Below are 15,718 nucleotides of genomic sequence, written 5' to 3' on the forward strand. Positions count from 1 at the left end.
CCTGACAGATCAACAATCGATTCAGTGGCTCGCGGCCGGGCTGGCCGTCGCGACGACGGCGGTTTCGTCAGCGGGCTTTGCCGGGGTTTTGTCTTTGGCGCCCGGCGCCGTACGGGCGAAGAAAATCACCACCGCAGCGATCAGCGAAGTCGCCGCCAGGCCATACAGTCCGCCCTCGATCGAGCCGGTGGTTTGCTCGAGAATGCCGAACGCCGTCGGCGCAACGAAGCCGCCGAGATTGCCGATGGAATTGATCAGCGCGATCACCGCCGCCGCGATGCGCGCATCGAGATAGCTCTGCGGGATCGGCCAGAAGAGCGCCGATGCGGCTTTGAAGCCAATCGCCGCAAAGCAGATGGCAACGAAGGCGAAGACCGGGCCGCCGATGGTCGACATGAACATGCCGATGGCGGCGATCACCAGGGTCAGAGCGACCCACGCCTGCTGGAATTTCCATTTGCCGGCCATCGCGGCGAACCCGTACATGGCGACAATCGAAATGATCCACGGAATCGAATTGAGCAGACCGACCTGGAAGTCGCCGAGATTGCCCATCTTCTTGATCATGCTCGGCAGCCAGAACGTCGCGCCGTAAATGGTCAGGGCAATCGAGAAGTAAATGAAGCAGAACAGCGCGATCTGCCGATCCGCCAGCAGCTTGAACATTGACGGCTTGCTCACCTGCACCGCTTCGCGGGCACGCTGCTCTTCGGCAATCGCTGCGACCAGCGCTTCACGCTCGTCTTCGCTCAGCCACTTGGCCTGACGCGGATGCGATTGCAGCCAGAACCAGACGAACGCGCACAGCACCACCGACGCGGCGCCCTCGATCAGAAACATCCACTGCCAGCCGTGCAAGCCCAGGCCACTGATGTGCAGCAACGCACCGGACACCGGGCCGGAGATCACCGAGGCAATCGCCGAGCCGCTGAGAAATACTGCCATGGTCTTGCCACGTTCGGAGGCTGGCAGCCATTGCGTGAAGTAATAAATGATCCCCGGAAAGAACCCCGCCTCGGCCGCGCCGAGAATGAAGCGCAGCACATAGAAGCTGGTTTCACCGCGCACGAACGCCATAGCCATGGCGGCCGCGCCCCAGGTGAACATGATCCGCGTCAGCCATACCCGTGCGCCGTATCGCTGCAGCAGCATGTTGGAAGGTACTTCGAACAATGCGTAGCCGATGAAGAACAGCCCGGCACCCAGACCATAGGCCGCAGCCCCGATACCCAGATCGGTTTCCAGATGACTGCGAACAAAGCCGATGTTGACCCGATCGATGTAGTTGACGATGAACATCACCACGAACAGCGGCAGCACGTGGCGCTTTACCTTGGCGGCGGCGCGGGCGAGCACCGTGACGTCCGCTGGACTCTGCAGGGTTTTCAAGGGGCGACTCCCGATCTTGTTGTTTTTAGGAATGGCGTGAAGCGATGGATCGATCATGGACGCCACGTATTGATCCCGTCTAATCTAACTTGGCATTCGATTGATACCCGGATTAGATCAATGTTCGAACTGACCCAACTACGCTGCTTCACCACTGTCGCTACCGAACTGAATTTTCGCCGCGCCGCCGAACGGCTGAACATGACCCAACCGCCATTGAGCCGGCAGATCCAGCTGCTTGAGCATCATCTTGGCGTGGAGTTGTTTACCCGCAGCACCCGCAGCGTTGCGCTGACTGCCGCCGGGCGCGCATTTTTCATCGAAGCGCAGAATTTGCTCGAGCGCGCCCAGCAGGCAGCAATTACCGCGCGGCGTTTTGCCGAGGGTGATATTGGTTCGGTAAACATCAGTTTCGTCGGCAGCGCGGTGTATGAGTTTTTGCCCAAGGTGATCGCCGAGGCAAGGCTGAAACAGCCGCAGGTGAAAATCGATCTGAGCGAGATGAACACCTATCAGCAACACGAAGCCCTGCGCGCGCGACGCATCGACCTGGGCATCGCCCGCGCGCCGCTGCTGGAGCCGGGCTACGCCACCGAATGCCTGGTCCGCGAGCCGTTTGTGCTGGCCGTGCCGAGTGCGCATCCGTTGGCAACCGCCGCCGAAGTGCTGGTGAGCGATCTGGACCAACAACCGTTTCTGATGTACTCCCACGCCGCCTATCCACCGTTCAACGAACTGCTGACCGGCATGCTGCGCTCGGCGCGGGTCGCACCGGACTATGTGCAGTGGCTGGGTTCATCGCTGACGATTCTGGCGTTGGTCAACGCCGGCATGGGCCTGGCGCTGGTACCGCGTTGCGCGACCAGCGTGGTGTTCAAGAACGTGGTGTTTCGCGATATTGATCTGGGCGAAGGGGTGCAGAGCGAACTGCACCTGATCTGGCGGGAGAACAATGACAACCCGGCGTTTGCGATGCTGCTGGAAGCGATTCGCCGGGCTGTGGTGCAAGGTTGGGGATAGTGATCTATCTTGCCGGCCGGCGCTTGAGCGGAGGCGGCGCGCTCGGCCCCTTGATCAATGGCACCTCCAGCATTTTTCCATCCGGCCCGACGAAGAGGCGCTCTAAATGTTTTGGCATGGGTTGTGGTGCTCTGGCAGTCGGCATGCGGATCCCTCTGATGTAGGGCTGAATTCAACCCATTTGACGTTCGCGGAATCTATCAACAAAAACTCAGCACCATAAGAGGCCGGTTGGCCATCATCGTTGAGCCAGCGAGGGTATTGCATCACGAAGTGACCGCTGACTGATTCTCTTGGCCACTCCACCGGCCAGCCCAGGACGCGCCTTTCATCGTTCAAGTGCAAGGTAATGAAACGCTCATATTGCGCAAAGGCGCAGAACCACTCGCTAGGGTAAGAAGATTGTTTCGTGACGTTTCTCTTGCGTAACCACGCGTGCAATTTATCGCCGGTGGCCAGATAACACGCGAGAAGTCCGAGCATCAGCGAAAAAGCGCTTGCCCACGCTGTTTCTGCCCTTGCGTCCCATTGCCCAATGGACAAACCTTTTGAGCCAATCCACAAACACAACGACCTGACAGCCAACACCGCTCCCTGAACCACAAACGTAAAGATCAACGCCTGCACAATCTGCCCGAACGTATCAGGCCGCTTGAACGCCGTGAGCGAATAGAAAATCCATGCGGATAGAAACCCGGGAATCAGATACTGCAGCAACGGTATGACTTCTTTGACCAGATCATCCATGATCCGAGGCTCCCTTCGAGGTCTTGCCGACCGACATTCGAAAGCCTAGCGCACGCTGGCAAACCGTTCGCGTACAACTGTCACCGGGCGTTTCACGCCGTCGACGGTTACAGGCAATCACGCACCGATTGGCGCAAAGCTCCGGACTTGGCCCAGGGCGGCCCCTGGTACAACGAGACGCGGCTGCCGTCCTTGTATTTGACGATGTCGAGGATCTCATCCGCGGTGATGACGCTCGGGGCGGTGATGCGGTAGCCGTTGGAAATCGAGGTTTGCGAGGTCTTCGCCACATCCCGCTGCCACAACGGTAATACACACGCGGCATAGTCTTTGGGGGCCTTGTCGCTGGTCTTGCTGACATTCGGCTCACCCGGCACGAGTGACCTCGGCAACGAGCAACCCGCCAACAGGGCCAACGCCAAACCCCCGATCCATATCCGCATGGTATTTTCCTGATCTGAAAAAAAGCGAATGTAACGCGTAACCGGGGTGTACATCCATCGTGGCACGCCGCCCGTGGCGCAATCTGCACAACTTTTCACAAGCTGCACAGACAGACGAACGTGCTTTGCCCATCGGCGAAAAATGCGACTACTCTTTTCTACCGAGAATGTTCTGGAGATGATGCGGCTCAATGAATATGAACACGAACTTCAGCGCGACCTGCAAAGCGTCGCATCGGACTTGAGATGGTCGGCCGTCGACTTGAAACGTATCGCCGACCAACTGCGCAAATCGGGCAACGAAGCGGACGCGCAAGCGGTACTGAGGTCTTGTGAGGTACTGCAAAGCGACGAGGAGCGTTTGCAACTCTATGCCAAAGAAGTGAAAGCGCGTGCCATCAGCCGGATCAAGGTGCACTGAGGGGCGCCCGGCCCTGCCCGCACAATAAACGGCCCCGGCAAAAATGCCGGGGCTGTTGTTATGGCTAATCAGTGGGTTGTGTGACTTTTCGCCCGCTCCGAGCGTTTTTTGTAGCCAGGCAGTGCTGCGGCGTAAGCCAGCGCCTCCTCTTTGCTGGCAAACGATGCCAGCCGGTCACCCTGGGTACAGACCCGCCAGGGCCCATTGTTCACGCTAAGCACGTCATAGCCGTTCATGTGCATCTTGTTCAACATCGGCATGCTCATGGACACCTCCATAGTTGCTTACGGTCAGTTCAAGCTTCACCGGCTTACCTTACACCCTGACTCACTGGATTTGCCGACCGGATGTCGCCAGGTCTGGCCCTCAGAAACCTTGCACTTTTCGCCCCCACGCCCGCTCAAATCTTATTGAAACCTTTATTCGAGGCCGCGGCTCAAATATTGCAGTTTGATGACAATTACGTGACAAGCCGTAAACAGGTAACAGATGAAAGTACGTGCAACCGTTATATGCGAACAGGATCGCCACATCCTCCTGGTCCGCAAACCGCGCAGCCACTGGACATTGCCCGGTGGCAAAGTCGAGCCCGGGGAAACCCGTGCGCAGGCGGCCGTGCGTGAATTGCAGGAAGAAACCGGGCTGAACGCCGATGACGTGTTGTATCTGATGGAAATGCAGAGCGGTAGCACCCGACATCACGTCTACGAAGCGTCAGTAGCCGACCTGGAGCAAGTGCGGCCGCAAAACGAAATCATCGATTGCATCTGGCATCCACTCGATGCGGTGCGCCATTTGAATACCAATGAAGCGACGCTGCGCATTGTTGAAGCGTTCCAACGGCGTCTATAAGGCTCAACCGGCAAACGCGCGGCGCCCGGCGCTCATCTCCGTGCGCAGTTCACCGATGAAATTTGATACGTCGCGGATCGTGACGAGATGTTCCGGCGATACGCCAGTAAGCAGCAGCTCGACCTGGCCGTTTTCCGGCCGATTGACCTTGATCTGGAACAGCCCATGCGATGCGGGTGTGCATTCGCATTCAAACCCGGGAAAGCCTGATTCAACGATGCGGCAGATGTCGTCAAGAGCAAGCATGGTGGCACGCCTCGCAGGCGATGGGGCCGTTCAATCGGTAGAGCATAGATCAGCATTTGCTATGCGTTGTCGCGCAAATGTCTACTGGCTCACAAATCAATGCGAGTCATGGTCCCAGATCCAGTTCCACATCCCCGGCAGACTCACCGGCTCAGAACTTTTTTCAACGGTGCGCGCCAGTGCCGCTTTTTGCAGCGCTTCGTGATCATCATAGAAAGGCTTGCGGTCCAGCTTCACGCCCGTAGCGGCGGCGCTGTCGAGCAGGATCTGCAGATATTCGCGGGTATGCCGCGCGGTGTAGCGATTGAGGTCATGAAAGGTCACCACCACCGGTATCACTCCATCCACCGTCGGCAACGCCCCCACGGCGATACGCTCACGCACCTCGGATAACTGCCGCAACAGATTGGCGCGCCGGCGTGGGCTGGCATTGAAGCCCCAGATCTTGCCATCGTTGGCGCTGAGATCCGTCAGCAACACCTGCAAACCGTGCTGCTGATACGCGGCGAAGGTGCGTTTGTCGTAATTCCAGAATGGCGGACGCAGCAATTTCGGCGGCGCCCCGGTGATGGCAGCGATATCGGCCGTGCCGTTACTTAGCGACGCTTCCAGTTGTTGTGGGTCGAGTGAACGATGGTTGGTGTGCCAATGGGTCGCCGTGTGAAATCCGAGGATGTGCCCCTCGTCGTGTTCTCTTCGCATGAGGTTGCGGCCGATCTCGCTGTTGCCCGCTCGCGGCGCCCGGGTCTGCACGAAGAACACCGCTTTGATATTCGCTTGCAGCGGATTGTCCTTGAGGCCGTCGAGGACCATCGCCGTCGGGTTCCACAAGCTCGAAGCACTGGGGCCGTCGTCAAAGGTCAGTAGAAACCGCACCGGCGCCTGGCCCCGCAGCCGCGTTTCGGTTTGCGTGGTCATTTCTATCGGTGCGGCGATACAACCGGCCAGACCGAGCACCATGAGCGCAGCAGTAAAAAGCTTGAATCCGGATGTCATGTTTGCCTTGAGCGCGACCGCTGCCTTCATGTTGTCGTTTGGCAACTTCCCTCGCCCTTTCCATCCGTGCATCGCCCTTCGCGAGCGGAGGTTGGATAGGGTACACAGGCTTTGGTTCCGGCGCTCATTACCTCGGTTGTTTAACGTGCGATTCGACGTGGTGATCTCCACTGGGGACGTCAGCGACTAAGCTGAAATGTCCAACCGGAGATTCAGCCCATGTGCGGAAGACTCTCGCAATACCGCGGCATTCACGATTTCGTCGCCGCACTGAGCATTCCCGACGCCTTGATCAATCACGTCGGCGATGCAGCGCTGGCTCGCTACAACGCGGCGCCGACCACCGCGTTGGCGGTGCTTCATCAACACGGCCCACATCTTCAAGCCGACAATCTGCGCTGGGGCTGGCGGCCGCATTGGGCCAGGGATCGCCCCGCGCCAATCAATGCGCGCGTGGAAAAAGTCGCCCATGGTGCGTTTTTCCGCGCAATCTGGCGCCATCGCTTGATTGTCCCCGTCGACAACTGGTTCGAATGGGTCGATACGGGGGAAAAGACCCGACAGCCGTGGCTGATTCATCGTGCAGACCAGAGCCCGGTTTTCTGTGCCGCCATCGGACAATTTCCCACAGCCGAAAGCGCGGCTCGAGACGACGATGGTTTTGTGATCATTACTGCCGAAGCGGTGGGCGGCTTACTGGACGTTCATGATCGTCGGCCGGTGGTTTTGTGCCCGAAACTGGCACGCGAGTGGCTCGATCCGGCGACCTCCATTGAGCGCGCCGAGCAGATGTTGCTGTTCGAAGGTGAAAGCAGCGAGTCGTTCGAGTGGCACAAAGTCGCAAGAGCCGTTGGAAACGTCCGTAACCAGAATGCTGAATTGATTCAGCCGGTTGAATGAGAGGCGAACGCCCTTTGAGCGAACCATTGACTCGGCGTCGTTACAACGGCTGTTTCACACGTGAAACAGTGCAAATGTAACCGATACGCAAACAGACCAACCGCTTGTCCGACAACCCGACCATCGTACATACATTTCGCTGCACTACAGCTAGCATGCGCGCCGCATTTCCATTTGGTATACCAGTTGACCAAAGAGTCAACAAACCAGGATCCCAACAACATCTACAAGCCTTGCAGAGAACTAAGTTGCGCGACGATTTTGCAATCAAACAGGTCGGTGGCCTGGAGTGTATTCATCTGTCCACGACAGAGCGCTTTGAACTCGACTGTTTTATCGGCCACTACATCAAGACCCGAAACCTGAGTGCCGTTCCCGACATCGAACGCACCCTGCGCAGTACCCTCGAAAACTATCCCGGCCATGCGCCAGTGATGGTCAACGAGCTGAATGCCTGGATCGACAGGACACTGGGCTATCGGGCCTCACACCCGGACTTCACCCAGCTGGACGATCTTTGAGCCTGTAAAAAAGCCCCGCACTTGCGGGGCTTTTCGTATCGACTGCTTAGAACTTGCGGTCAGGTTCGGAAAGCTCCTGGCTATCGTCATGCTTCCAGGTTTTTTCCTTTGCGCTTCTCGCGTTCTATTTCTTCTTCACTTGGTTCATCCGTTTCCATATCGTTTTCAGGCTGCTTTTGCTCATTCACCCTGCGCACCTCCTGCCATCGTCAACAGTCTTTCTTCAAGCATAGATCAGGTTTCAGCCAAGGGCTCCATGCGTGGCGTCCGCCCTGAGCTTTAATCCCCGCGCCGGCGTAACATGGCGACATTCACGATTGCGTCAGGGAAACGACATGCTGTACCGAATCGCAGCCGACGGGCTGGTGCTGTTTCATCTTTTGTTCATTCTGTTCGTGCTGTTTGGCGGGCTGCTGGTGCTCAAATGGCCACGGTTGCTGTGGCTGCATTTGCCAGCCGCCGCCTGGGGCGTGGCGGTCGAATTGCTGCACCTGACCTGCCCGCTGACCTACTGGGAAAACCTCATGCGCCACGCCGCCGGGCAGACCGAGTACGCCGGTGGCTTCATTGAGCATTACATCTGGCCGATCATCTACCCAGCCGGGCTGACCCCGCAGATTCAACTGGCGCTTGGCAGCGTGGTACTGGCGGTCAACTTGTTTGTGTACGGGCGCTTGATCCGCTCGTGGCGTTTGCGCCGCGCCGCCGCTCAGCCCTGATCGACCTCGCACACGTTTTTAAAGCGCGCATCGAAATCCGCCGCCAGATCCGCCAGCGTGATACTGCCCAGTCGAGACAGCAACAGCGCCTGCGCCTCATCGAAGCTGCGGGTCAGCGCCGCATTCACGGCCTGCTCGACCAGGCACTGCGGGTGATCCGTCGACAAACCGATGGAAAAAATCGACTGTGTGCCCAATGCTTGGTGAATATCCAGCAACGTTATCTGCTCCAGCGGTTTGGCCAGCGCCCAACCGCCCTGATGGCCCTTCTCCGACGTCACGAAACCCTGCTCCTTGAGCAAACCCATGGTGCGCCGCACTACTACGGGATTGGTGCCAAGCATCCCGGCGATGGTTTCCGAAGTGGCGCGTTTTTCATGACGATCCATATGAATCAACACATGCAGCATGCGCGACAGGCGCGTGTCGTTTCTCACTTGAGCATTTCCAGACTGAACAAAGAATGCTCCGAGTATCGCTTGCAAGGTCTTAAGTTACGAGACTATTGACAGTCTTTTTTCATGTAACTTACGCTGTACGCTGAAAACCTCACAGCGAGATCTGAATCATGTACGACGTCATCATTGTCGGGGGCAGCTATGCGGGGCTGTCCGCCGGCCTGCAATTGGCCCGGGCCCGGCGCAATGTGCTAGTGCTCGATTCAGGCCTGCGGCGCAATCGCTTCGCCGACACCTCCCACGGCTTTCTCGGACAGGACGGACGCGCGCCGGGCGACATTGCTGCCGAGGCGCGAGCGCAATTGATGGCCTACCCTACCGTGCAATGGCTGGCAGATACGGCGGTAGAGGCGATGCAATTTGACGCTGGATTTAATTTGCGCACCCTTGCCGGCAAACAGCTCAGCGCCAGGCGCCTGATCCTCGCGTCGGGCGTGATCGACGAATTGCCGGACATCAAGGGACTCAAACCGCGCTGGGGCCGAAGCGTTTTTCATTGCCCTTACTGTCACGGCTATGAACTGAATCAGGGCGCAATCGGCGTACTGGCGACTTCGCCCTTGTCGATTCATCACGCCCTGATGCTGCCTGACTGGGGCCCGACGACATTCTTCATCAATGATGTTTTCGAACCAGATGCCGAGCAACGGGCGCAATTGGCTGCACGCGGTGTGAGGCTGGAAACCCGGCGCGTCAGGCGTATCGATGGCGCGCGTGCGGACGTAGTCCTCAGCGATGGCGAGATCATCGCGCTAGCCGGCCTGTTTGCCATGCCGCGAACAAGCATGACGAGCCCGTTGGCTGAACAGTTGGGTTGTGCATTCGAAGAAGGGCCTATGGGGCCGTTTATTCAGACCGACGCGACCCAGCAGACCAGCGTGCCCGGCGTCTTCGCGTGCGGTGATGCAGCATTGGCTGCCGGCTCCGTCGCGTTGGCGGTCGGCGATGGCGCCCGCGCCGGAGCAGGCACCCACCGCTCGCTGATTTTCGGCTGAATACGCTGACGCCTTAGCGCGGCGTCTGCTTCAACGCGTCCAGCCATGTCGGATCCAGGCGCGTCTGCTCGGTATCGAGCCCTTGCGCCTGCATGCGCTGTTTATGTTCTTCGACTTCCCGCCACAGCTGCCCCTGATCGCTGGAGTTGCCGTCCAGCTCGTGCATCTGCATCAGCCCCAGATGATAGAACCGCAGCACTTTCGACGCGGTCGGATCGTTTTGTGCGACGGCGGCGGTGAGGTGATGCATTACGTTGGTGATACTCATCAGGCTGCGCTTGAGCCGCCAGCTATACACCGCCGGCGCCATCCAGCTCTGATGCCAGAAGCGCCCGCGCAGCACTGCGCCGGTCAGTAAAAAGGCCAGGAACACCCCGCCGACATTGAAGCGCAGGTTGTCGCCGTCAGGCTCGCCGAACAGCGCCACGGCCACGCTGGAAAACAGCATCGCCAATACCAGAAACAGCACGGCGATGATGATCGTGCTGCGCCGGGTCTGCTGGCGGAAAGTGGCGGCGTCCATTGGCTGAATCTCGAACATCACAAATGACTTCCTTGAGCGACAAGAGGGGTAACGGAAAAAACCAGCCGGCGCATTATCGCCTCTGGTGCGGATTTAGCTATGCTGAGGCTCCTTTTGATCTTTTCAGCGTCCAACGGGACATGGCGGTATAGCGCAGATCGTGCCATCTTCATTCATGGATACACATTATTCGGATGCCGTTCGCCTGAGCAGGGAATGACATCGTTTTAAGGATCATTGCATGACCCAACGACACGTAATCAACGCCTCGGTCAGCCCGAAAGGCAGCCTCGAAACCCTTTCTCAACGTGAAGTGCAACAACTGAGCGAAGCCGGCTCCGGCAGCACCTACACCCTCTTCCGCCAGTGCGCCCTGGCCATCCTCAACACCGGCGCCCACGTCGATAACGCCAAGACCATTCTCGAGGCCTACAAGGATTTCGAAATCCGCATTCACCAACAGGATCGCGGCGTGCGCCTGGAGCTGCTGAACGCGCCGGCCGACGCGTTCGTCGACGGCGAAATGATCGCCAGCACCCGTGAAATGCTGTTCAGCGCCCTGCGCGACATCGTCTACACCGAAAACGAACTGGACAGCCAGCGCATCGACCTGAGCAATTCGCAAGGCATCAGCGACTACGTGTTCCACCTGCTGCGCAACGCGCGCACCTTGCGTCCGGGTGTCGAACCGAAGATTGTCGTGTGCTGGGGCGGTCATTCGATCAATACCGAAGAATACAAATACACCAAGAAGGTCGGCCATGAGCTGGGCCTGCGCAGTCTCGACATCTGCACCGGTTGCGGTCCGGGCGTGATGAAAGGCCCGATGAAAGGCGCAACCATTGCCCATGCCAAACAGCGCATTCATGGCGGTCGCTACCTCGGCCTGACCGAGCCGGGCATCATCGCCGCCGAAGCGCCAAACCCGATCGTTAACGAACTGGTGATCCTGCCGGACATCGAAAAACGTCTGGAAGCGTTCGTGCGGGTCGGCCACGGCATCATCATCTTCCCGGGCGGCGCCGGTACGGCAGAAGAATTTCTCTACCTGCTCGGCATCCTGATGCACCCGGACAACAAGGGCCTGCCCTTCCCGGTGATCCTCACCGGCCCGAAAAATGCCGCGCCGTATCTCGAACAACTTGATGCGTTCGTCACTGCAACTCTCGGCGAAGCGGCCCGTCAGCATTACGAAATCATCATCGATGACCCGGCCGAAGTGGCGCGGCAAATGACGCAAGGCTTGAAAGCCGTGAAGCAGTTCCGCCGCGAACGCAACGACGCTTTCCATTTCAACTGGCTATTGAAGATCGACGAAGGCTTCCAGCGCCCGTTCGATCCGACCCACGAAAACATGGCCAACCTGAAATTGCATCTTGACCAGCCCGCGCATGAACTGGCGGCGAATCTGCGTCGCGCGTTCTCGGGGATCGTCGCCGGCAACGTCAAGGACAAGGGCATTCGCCTGATCGAAGAACACGGGCCGTACCAGATCCGCGGTGACGCGGCGATCATGCAACCGCTCGATGCCCTGCTCAAAGCCTTCGTCGCCCAGCACCGGATGAAACTGCCGGGTGGCGCGGCGTATGTGCCGTGCTACCGCGTGGTGGCCTAACTTTCAGGCCCGTCCACAAATGTGGGAGCTGGCTTGCCAGCGATAGCGGTGGATCAGACAGATAAGTGCTGACTGCTCCTCCGCCATCGCCAGCAGGCTGGCTCCCACAGGGGATCGGGTTGTGAGCAGGATTTTTCGCCACACCGCTAAACCTGTGGGAGCCAGCCTGCTGGCGATGAGGCCCTGAAGAACAACCTCAGCTCACCAACCGCGCAGCCAGTGCCTTGGCCTGCAGCGCCACATCCGTCACCGCCGTACTCTCCCACCACATCCCGCGCAACGGCGGCCCCATGGCAAACAAACGCCTGGAAGCGTGCCCTTCGGCATCCAGCACTGCGCCGTCCGCCGCTGCGGCAATGCCCAGCGCCAACGGCCCCGGTTGCACCAGACCTCGCGCCAGCAACTGCTGCGGCAACGGCCGTGCCACGCGGCGCCAGTCGTATTCGATGCCGCTGGAGTTGATCAACGCAGCGCCATACGCCACGCGCATTTCGGATTCTCCACGAAGGCGGACGCGAATCCCGAATCCGCCTTCCGGACTCGGTTCGAGCCCCTTGAACGATGCCGCATCAATCGTCAGCCGCCCTGCCCCGTGCAGTCTCTCAACCAACTGCGCACTCAACGGCGGCGAACGGTGATGATGACTTTCCCACCATGGCCGCACATGGCGTACGAATTGTCGTCGCTGTACGTCGGTCGCCTGACTCCACAAGCGCGCGATATGCACGCGAACCGTGTCCAGCGGCGCCTGCCAGTCGATACCTTGCGCAATGGCCTCACGGCACTGCCGGCGCAGCTCGCGCAACAACTGCCGTGGCGTGCGCAGATTATGATCGGCACCGAGGAAATCCACCCAGGCCGGTGGCTGCCGGCGCACATGCGGCAACAAGCCATGCCGGGAAAACATTTTGATCGGCCCGCGATGCCCGGCCTGCTCCAGCGACACCACTGCGTCGACCATGGTCAGGCCGGAGCCGATGATCAGCACCGTCGATTGCGGATCGAGCAGGCGCATGGCGGCGACATCCCAAGGATCGAGCGCGGCAGCGTTGAGGCCGCTGGAGGCTTTTTGTGGTGTTCGCGCGGCGGGAAACATGCCGGTCGCCAGTACCGCATAGGTCCCGCTCAGGGTTTGCCCGTCGCTCAAGCTCAGCTGTACCGAATCGGTAGCGGATACCAAGTCTGTGACTTCGGCGCAGATGTGTTCGACGCTCGAGCCGTGTTGCGCGCCGATTGCGCGGGCTTCAGCCAGACGCTGCTGGACATAGACACCGAACAATCCGCGCGGCGGGAACAGTTCGCTGACTGGCACGCCCTGTTCGGCAGACTCCGGCCAGCCGCCGCCAGCGATGTGCTCGGTGAGCCATTGAGTCAGGTCATCAGCGTTATCCGGGTCGACGCTCATGCGCGCGGCGTTGCCATTGAGCGTATGGCCCGGTTCCACGGCGCTGTAGGCCTCGCCCCGGCCGAGTTCGGCGCGCGGTTCGATAATCAGAATCTTGCGCTGCCCGGGCAGACGCAGCAATTGCACCGCCAGCATCGTGCCGCTGAGGCCGCCGCCGATGATCAGGACGTCTGCACAGCGCAAAGAAACGGGTGACTCCGTGTGGATTTGCTCACGCATTGCTTTTTTCTAGGAGGATTTATTTGGCTAACAATATGCTAAATCGCTTCTCTTATCAGCGGGTCTTATTGAGACTCGTTGGCGACCAAGCCAATACAACCAATTGACGAAATTTTGACCATCGAAAAAAAGCGGCAAAAAGCCCCCCTGGTAACCAGAGGGGCTGCTCTACCTGAACTGAGCTATTTCTTACGGTCAGGCTTTACTGCGAGAACGATCTTGTAAACAGCTTTCTCCGAAGGGTAGCTATTTCCTCCCCCACCTGGAAAGAGTACGTAGTGAAACGCAACTGCATTGTTCCCTGAGTATTTTAACAAGACGTTTTTAGGGATCTGTAATGTGCCTTCACCCCCCGGGGTGATCTTTACAGTATCCAAATATTCCTCAGTCCCTTCCTTTCCGATGTATACGTCAGCTTCGTCATGGGGTTGAGGATTTTCTTGCACAGCAGGAATAATCGCAGTCGCGAATTCAACTATGTTCTGAAGGTTGATGACACCATTTACTGCCTCTTTAATACTGAGCGGCTTAAGCATTGTGTAACTCCTTTTTCAGATATCCAATGGCATTCATTGCCATCACATTGGAGTGGAAGTGCGTTTCACCGTCTACTGTCAGAAATTACAGGGTCGAGCCGCTAGCGACGAATGGTAGCCATCAGTCAAATCACCACATTACGGATGAATCGCGCCGCCACATCGCCGTCATTGCGATAGGAGTGCGGCTGGTGGCTGGCAAACATGTAGAACTCCCCGGCATTGATGTGCTGCGGCTGATCGCCGAGCATCAGCGTCAGACATCCTGCAAATACAAATATCTGCTCGCTCCAGCCCTCGGCATCGACTTGTGAGGGATAGACCTCACCGGGTTGCAGGCACCACTCCCACTGCTCGACTTCGCGTGTAGCGATCGCCTTCGACAGCAGTACTGCTTTGCTGCCGGGGATGCTGCCGGCCCATGCCACTTCATTGATGCGGCTGGGATCGCGCGCATCCGGAGCCTGGATCAGATCACTGAATGCCACATCGAGCGCTTCGGCGACGCGATCAAGCGTGGTCAGGCTGACATTCTTCTCGCCCGCCTCGATCGCCACCAGCATGCGCCGACTGACCCCGGATTTTTCCGCCAGTGCTGTCTGGCTCAGGTCGGCGGCATGCCGCAAACGCCGGACATTCTGGCTGACGTGTTGGAGGACGGAGGCGCGTTGCGTGGAATCTTTGTGCACTATATTGCTCACTCGGTGGGGTTGGGCAGTATACTGCGCAACGTTGCGCCGCATTGTGCGGCCTCCTTTTTATAGTGCGCAAGGCCATCATGTCTTCAAACGGTTCTCCTATACCTGTGCGTCTTTCCCGTTTCAGCAAAGCCGAATGCGTGCTGGTGCTGATCACCATGATCTGGGGCGGCACGTTCCTGCTGGTTCAGCATGCGATGACCGTCAGCGGCCCGATGTTTTTTGTCGGCCTGCGTTTTGCGGCCGCTGCGCTGATTGTTACGCTGTTCTCCTGGCGTCACCTGCGCGAACTGACCCTGTTCGAACTCAAGGCCGGCGCGTTCATCGGCGTGGCGATCATGCTGGGTTACGGTTTGCAGACGGTGGGCCTGCAAACCATTCCAAGCAGCCAGTCGGCGTTTATCACGGCTCTGTATGTACCGTTCGTGCCGTTGCTGCAATGGCTGGTACTGGGACGGCGGCCGGGATTGATGCCAAGCATCGGCATCATGCTCGCGTTTACCGGGTTGATGCTGTTGTCCGGCCCGTCCGGCGCTGCGCTGAATTTCAGCCCCGGTGAGATCGCGACGCTCATCAGCGCCATCGCCATTGCTGCCGAAATCATTCTGATCAGCACTTACGCCGGCCAGGTCGATGTGCGCCGGGTGACGGTGGTGCAACTGGCGACCACGTCGGTGCTGTCGTTCCTGTTGGTCGTGCCGACCGGTGAGCTGATTCCGGATTTTTCCTGGACATTGCTGGTCACTGCGCTGGGGCTGGGCGCTGCAAGCGCGGCGATTCAAGTGGCGATGAACTGGGCGCAGAAAAGCGTTTCGCCGACTCGGGCGACGCTCATTTATGCCGGTGAGCCGGTGTGGGCCGGAATTGTCGGACGGATCGCTGGCGAGCGGTTGCCGGCGATTGCACTGGTGGGTGCGGGGTTGATTGTTGCGGCGGTGATTGTCAGTGAGTTAAAGACCAAGAGGAAAGTTGTCGAAGCAGAAACGGAATTGGAGCGGGAAATACAGGGCTGATC

20 protein-coding genes are annotated in these 15,718 nt (G+C 58.7%); 9 read left to right on the forward strand and 11 right to left on the reverse strand.

Features of this window, described 5'->3' with window-relative positions; genetic code table 11:
• Nucleotides 1-21: 21 nt before the first annotated feature.
• Nucleotides 22-1,389: an MFS transporter gene (locus BLU52_RS14195; protein ID WP_090284170.1), complete on the reverse strand. Its 1,368-nt coding sequence runs from the start codon at nucleotides 1,387-1,389 to the stop codon at nucleotides 22-24.
• Between the two features lie 120 nt (nucleotides 1,390-1,509).
• Between BLU52_RS14195 and BLU52_RS14200 the strand changes: the two genes are divergently transcribed.
• Nucleotides 1,510-2,409, forward strand: a complete 900-nt coding sequence (locus BLU52_RS14200; RefSeq protein ID WP_090284172.1) for a LysR substrate-binding domain-containing protein — start codon at nucleotides 1,510-1,512, stop codon at nucleotides 2,407-2,409.
• A 102-nt stretch (nucleotides 2,410-2,511) separates the two neighbouring features.
• On the opposite strand, the gene BLU52_RS14205 is transcribed toward BLU52_RS14200, so the two are convergent.
• Both BLU52_RS14205 and BLU52_RS14210 read right to left on the reverse strand, forming a co-directional pair.
• Nucleotides 2,512-3,156, reverse strand: a complete 645-nt coding sequence (locus BLU52_RS14205) for a DUF6338 family protein (RefSeq protein ID WP_090284174.1) — start codon at nucleotides 3,154-3,156, stop codon at nucleotides 2,512-2,514.
• Between the two features lie 107 nt (nucleotides 3,157-3,263).
• Nucleotides 3,264-3,599: a hypothetical protein gene (locus BLU52_RS14210; protein ID WP_090284175.1), complete on the reverse strand. Its 336-nt coding sequence runs from the start codon at nucleotides 3,597-3,599 to the stop codon at nucleotides 3,264-3,266.
• A 181-nt stretch (nucleotides 3,600-3,780) separates the two neighbouring features.
• On the opposite strand from BLU52_RS14210, the gene BLU52_RS14215 reads away from it, so the two are divergent.
• The gene (locus BLU52_RS14215) at nucleotides 3,781-4,020 is read left to right on the forward strand and encodes a hypothetical protein (protein ID WP_090288567.1); all 240 of its coding nucleotides are present in this window, start codon (nucleotides 3,781-3,783) and stop codon (nucleotides 4,018-4,020) included.
• Between the two features lie 68 nt (nucleotides 4,021-4,088).
• On the opposite strand, the gene BLU52_RS14220 is transcribed toward BLU52_RS14215, so the two are convergent.
• Entirely contained in the window at nucleotides 4,089-4,286 is a 198-nt protein-coding gene (locus BLU52_RS14220; RefSeq protein ID WP_090284177.1) for a DUF2188 domain-containing protein, read from the reverse strand.
• 223 nt (nucleotides 4,287-4,509) lie between these two features.
• Between BLU52_RS14220 and BLU52_RS14225 the strand changes: the two genes are divergently transcribed.
• Nucleotides 4,510-4,872, forward strand: a complete 363-nt coding sequence (locus BLU52_RS14225) for an NUDIX hydrolase (RefSeq protein WP_090284179.1) — start codon at nucleotides 4,510-4,512, stop codon at nucleotides 4,870-4,872.
• A 3-nt stretch (nucleotides 4,873-4,875) separates the two neighbouring features.
• Here BLU52_RS14225 and BLU52_RS14230 read toward each other — a convergent pair whose 3' ends face one another.
• Nucleotides 4,876-5,118, reverse strand: coding sequence for a DUF1652 domain-containing protein (locus BLU52_RS14230; RefSeq protein WP_090284180.1), 243 nt, complete (start codon nucleotides 5,116-5,118; stop codon nucleotides 4,876-4,878).
• Between the two features lie 96 nt (nucleotides 5,119-5,214).
• Complete coding sequence (locus tag BLU52_RS14235) at nucleotides 5,215-6,114, reverse strand: polysaccharide deacetylase family protein (protein ID WP_090288569.1); 900 nt, start codon at nucleotides 6,112-6,114, stop codon at nucleotides 5,215-5,217.
• A gap of 219 nt (nucleotides 6,115-6,333) precedes the next feature.
• Here BLU52_RS14235 and BLU52_RS14240 point away from each other — a divergent pair, with 219 nt between their 5' ends.
• The 3 genes from BLU52_RS14240 (at nucleotide 6,334) to BLU52_RS14250 (ending at nucleotide 8,254) form a co-directional block, all read left to right on the forward strand.
• Nucleotides 6,334-7,014, forward strand: a complete 681-nt coding sequence (locus BLU52_RS14240; protein ID WP_090284182.1) for an SOS response-associated peptidase family protein — start codon at nucleotides 6,334-6,336, stop codon at nucleotides 7,012-7,014.
• Nucleotides 7,015-7,262: 248 nt separating this feature from the next.
• The gene (locus BLU52_RS14245; RefSeq protein ID WP_090284184.1) at nucleotides 7,263-7,535 is read left to right on the forward strand and encodes a hypothetical protein; all 273 of its coding nucleotides are present in this window, start codon (nucleotides 7,263-7,265) and stop codon (nucleotides 7,533-7,535) included.
• 335 nt (nucleotides 7,536-7,870) lie between these two features.
• On the forward strand, nucleotides 7,871-8,254 hold the full coding sequence (locus tag BLU52_RS14250; protein ID WP_090284186.1) for a DUF2784 domain-containing protein: 384 nt from the start codon (nucleotides 7,871-7,873) through the stop codon (nucleotides 8,252-8,254).
• Here BLU52_RS14250 and BLU52_RS14255 read toward each other — a convergent pair.
• Entirely contained in the window at nucleotides 8,245-8,691 is a 447-nt protein-coding gene (locus BLU52_RS14255; protein WP_090284188.1) for an Rrf2 family transcriptional regulator, read from the reverse strand. The two genes, BLU52_RS14250 and BLU52_RS14255, sit on opposite strands and share 10 nt — an antisense overlap.
• A 128-nt stretch (nucleotides 8,692-8,819) precedes the next feature.
• On the opposite strand from BLU52_RS14255, the gene BLU52_RS14260 reads away from it, so the two are divergent.
• Complete coding sequence (locus BLU52_RS14260; protein ID WP_090284190.1) at nucleotides 8,820-9,707, forward strand: NAD(P)/FAD-dependent oxidoreductase; 888 nt, start codon at nucleotides 8,820-8,822, stop codon at nucleotides 9,705-9,707.
• A gap of 13 nt (nucleotides 9,708-9,720) precedes the next feature.
• On the opposite strand, the gene BLU52_RS14265 is transcribed toward BLU52_RS14260, so the two are convergent.
• Nucleotides 9,721-10,248, reverse strand: a complete 528-nt coding sequence (locus BLU52_RS14265; RefSeq protein ID WP_090284192.1) for a DUF3087 domain-containing protein — start codon at nucleotides 10,246-10,248, stop codon at nucleotides 9,721-9,723.
• Nucleotides 10,249-10,471: 223 nt separating this feature from the next.
• Here BLU52_RS14265 and ppnN point away from each other — a divergent pair, with 223 nt between their 5' ends.
• The gene (ppnN, locus tag BLU52_RS14270; RefSeq protein WP_090284194.1) at nucleotides 10,472-11,845 is read left to right on the forward strand and encodes a nucleotide 5'-monophosphate nucleosidase PpnN; all 1,374 of its coding nucleotides are present in this window, start codon (nucleotides 10,472-10,474) and stop codon (nucleotides 11,843-11,845) included.
• 196 nt (nucleotides 11,846-12,041) lie between these two features.
• Here the strand turns inward: ppnN and BLU52_RS14275 are convergent, their stop codons facing one another.
• The 3 genes from BLU52_RS14275 to BLU52_RS14285 all read right to left on the reverse strand — a co-directional run bounded on the left by BLU52_RS14275 (nucleotide 12,042) and on the right by BLU52_RS14285 (nucleotide 14,694).
• Complete coding sequence (locus BLU52_RS14275; protein ID WP_090284196.1) at nucleotides 12,042-13,469, reverse strand: FAD/NAD(P)-binding protein; 1,428 nt, start codon at nucleotides 13,467-13,469, stop codon at nucleotides 12,042-12,044.
• Between the two features lie 182 nt (nucleotides 13,470-13,651).
• Nucleotides 13,652-14,005 (reverse strand): hypothetical protein, encoded by a 354-nt coding sequence (locus BLU52_RS14280; RefSeq protein ID WP_090284198.1) that lies wholly within the window; start codon nucleotides 14,003-14,005, stop codon nucleotides 13,652-13,654.
• 125 nt (nucleotides 14,006-14,130) lie between these two features.
• Nucleotides 14,131-14,694: a helix-turn-helix domain-containing protein gene (locus tag BLU52_RS14285; RefSeq protein WP_090288571.1), complete on the reverse strand. Its 564-nt coding sequence runs from the start codon at nucleotides 14,692-14,694 to the stop codon at nucleotides 14,131-14,133.
• 89 nt (nucleotides 14,695-14,783) lie between these two features.
• Between BLU52_RS14285 and BLU52_RS14290 the strand changes: the two genes are divergently transcribed.
• Nucleotides 14,784-15,716, forward strand: a complete 933-nt coding sequence (locus tag BLU52_RS14290) for a DMT family transporter (protein ID WP_090284200.1) — start codon at nucleotides 14,784-14,786, stop codon at nucleotides 15,714-15,716.
• Nucleotides 15,717-15,718 lie beyond the last annotated feature (2 nt).

The sequence above is a fragment of the Pseudomonas granadensis genome, from assembly GCF_900105485.1.
GTDB lineage: Bacteria > Pseudomonadota > Gammaproteobacteria > Pseudomonadales > Pseudomonadaceae > Aquipseudomonas > Aquipseudomonas granadensis.

Bases quoted from the DNA above. Each gene is read 5' to 3' on its own strand.
- BLU52_RS14280 (WP_090284198.1), bottom strand. From the start codon at position 14,005: ATGCTTAAGCCGCTCAGTATTAAAGAGGCAGTAAATGGTGTCATCAAC.
- BLU52_RS14275 (WP_090284196.1), bottom strand. From the start codon at position 13,469: ATGCGTGAGCAAATCCACACGGAGTCACCCGTTTCTTTGCGCTGTGCA.
- ppnN (WP_090284194.1), top strand. From the start codon at position 10,472: ATGACCCAACGACACGTAATCAACGCCTCGGTCAGCCCGAAAGGCAGC.
- BLU52_RS14200 (WP_090284172.1), top strand. From the start codon at position 1,510: ATGTTCGAACTGACCCAACTACGCTGCTTCACCACTGTCGCTACCGAA.
- BLU52_RS14210 (WP_090284175.1), bottom strand. From the start codon at position 3,599: ATGCGGATATGGATCGGGGGTTTGGCGTTGGCCCTGTTGGCGGGTTGC.
- BLU52_RS14230 (WP_090284180.1), bottom strand. From the start codon at position 5,118: ATGCTTGCTCTTGACGACATCTGCCGCATCGTTGAATCAGGCTTTCCC.
- BLU52_RS14250 (WP_090284186.1), top strand. From the start codon at position 7,871: ATGCTGTACCGAATCGCAGCCGACGGGCTGGTGCTGTTTCATCTTTTG.
- BLU52_RS14220 (WP_090284177.1), bottom strand. From the start codon at position 4,286: ATGAGCATGCCGATGTTGAACAAGATGCACATGAACGGCTATGACGTG.
- BLU52_RS14235 (WP_090288569.1), bottom strand. From the start codon at position 6,114: ATGACATCCGGATTCAAGCTTTTTACTGCTGCGCTCATGGTGCTCGGT.
- BLU52_RS14215 (WP_090288567.1), top strand. From the start codon at position 3,781: ATGCGGCTCAATGAATATGAACACGAACTTCAGCGCGACCTGCAAAGC.
- BLU52_RS14290 (WP_090284200.1), top strand. From the start codon at position 14,784: ATGTCTTCAAACGGTTCTCCTATACCTGTGCGTCTTTCCCGTTTCAGC.
- BLU52_RS14265 (WP_090284192.1), bottom strand. From the start codon at position 10,248: ATGTTCGAGATTCAGCCAATGGACGCCGCCACTTTCCGCCAGCAGACC.
- BLU52_RS14205 (WP_090284174.1), bottom strand. From the start codon at position 3,156: ATGGATGATCTGGTCAAAGAAGTCATACCGTTGCTGCAGTATCTGATT.
- BLU52_RS14225 (WP_090284179.1), top strand. From the start codon at position 4,510: ATGAAAGTACGTGCAACCGTTATATGCGAACAGGATCGCCACATCCTC.
- BLU52_RS14240 (WP_090284182.1), top strand. From the start codon at position 6,334: ATGTGCGGAAGACTCTCGCAATACCGCGGCATTCACGATTTCGTCGCC.